At 48.5% G+C, this 1,269-nt stretch carries 2 protein-coding genes and 1 pseudogene; 1 reads left to right on the forward strand and 2 read right to left on the reverse strand.

Annotated features, from left to right (window positions below):
- On the reverse strand, positions 1–296 hold a 296-nt coding region (locus QZ506_RS05475), incomplete at its 3' end, for a transposase (RefSeq protein ID WP_291969616.1).
- A gap of 82 nt (positions 297–378) precedes the next feature.
- Between QZ506_RS05475 and yccX the strand changes: the two are divergent.
- Positions 379–659, forward strand: a pseudogene (gene yccX, locus QZ506_RS05480) (acylphosphatase).
- 7 nt (positions 660–666) lie between these two features.
- Here the strand turns inward: yccX and tusE are convergent.
- Positions 667–996: a sulfurtransferase TusE gene (gene tusE, locus QZ506_RS05485; protein ID WP_291969618.1), complete on the reverse strand. Its 330-nt coding sequence runs from the start codon at positions 994–996 to the stop codon at positions 667–669.
- Between the last annotated feature and the right edge of the window lie 273 nt (positions 997–1,269).

The following is a 1,269-nucleotide window of genomic DNA, read 5'->3' on the forward strand; positions in this document are numbered from 1 at the left end:
CGCTTGCTGAGCAGCGAATAGTCTGGACAATGCAGCGACAATTTAATCAGTTTAAAAATCGAGTCAACAAAGCCCTGTAAAGCCCTCAATGAAAGGCCAAACACGCGTTTCATCATCAGGACTGTGGTGATGGCCATATCCGAGTAGTAGAGCGGTCGTCCACGCCGTTCAGTAGTGTTTTTTTCCGTCCATGCAGCAATGGCTGATTCATCTAGCCATACGGTTAGAGAACCGCGCTGCTTGAGGGCCTTGTTATAAGAGGTCCAGTTGGTGATTTTAAAATTTTGTTTTGCCATGGAAACCTGATTTTGAAACAACTGTGGTGATCTGCTCCGATGATTACCCAAAAGTTCTATTTATTCAACAAAGCCCGTTTAGATGTCAGAACACCGTGTGACAGCCTACGTATACGGTGTGGTGCAGGGGGTTTGTTTTCGTTATCACACACAACAGCAGGCCCGACAGTTGGGCGTGAAAGGGTATGCCAGTAATTGTGAGGATGGCACTGTGGAAGTAGTAGCCAGTGGTGAGCCGCAGCAGGTTGAACAACTTATCATTTGGCTAAAAGGGGGGGGGGACCGAGCAGTGCTCGTGTTGAGCACGTTCTTGTCGAGCCCTGCGCGATGATGGATTACACGGGTTTTTCAATCCGCTATTAGCCGAATATCAGATACATTTTACCGGCTTAGGTAGTCCTGCAATTTTGGTTGCCTGTTTGGCGGGGCCTTTCGGGAAGAGCCGATACAGGTAGCGGCTATTACCTTTTTCTTCTCCGTACTTTTGTGCCATCGCTTTTACCAGCATGCGAATCGCCGGTGAGGTGTTGAACTCCAGATAGAAGTGGTGAACAAAGCGCACCACTTCCCAATGCGCATCCGTTAACGCGATATCTTCCTGCTTTGCCAGTAGCCGTGCGAGAGACTCACTCCAATCAGCGCTGTTAAGCAAGTATCCCTGTGCATCCGTTTCTATAAAACGCCCTTCAAACTCCAACATAGTGCCTCGTAACCCCTGTTTTAAGCGAAGTGTAGCAAAGAAATTCAGTCGGAAGAATGGGGGGATCAGGGGGAATAAAAAGGCCTGAGCGGCAGAGACGCCACACTCAGGCCCGTTACATCAATTCAATGATAAGTGTACTAGCTCAGACCTGATCTGACAGTTACCGATTATTTATACAGGTGTCTGTCAGATTACATCTGGTTCAGATTCTTTTCTGCCCAGATCCGTTTTCCATCGAGTAAAGTGGCCATCGGCGTACGCCCGCAGCAC

It is taken from the genome of Candidatus Symbiopectobacterium sp., from assembly GCF_020054415.1.
In the GTDB taxonomy this organism is placed as follows: Bacteria; Pseudomonadota; Gammaproteobacteria; order Enterobacterales; family Enterobacteriaceae; genus Symbiopectobacterium.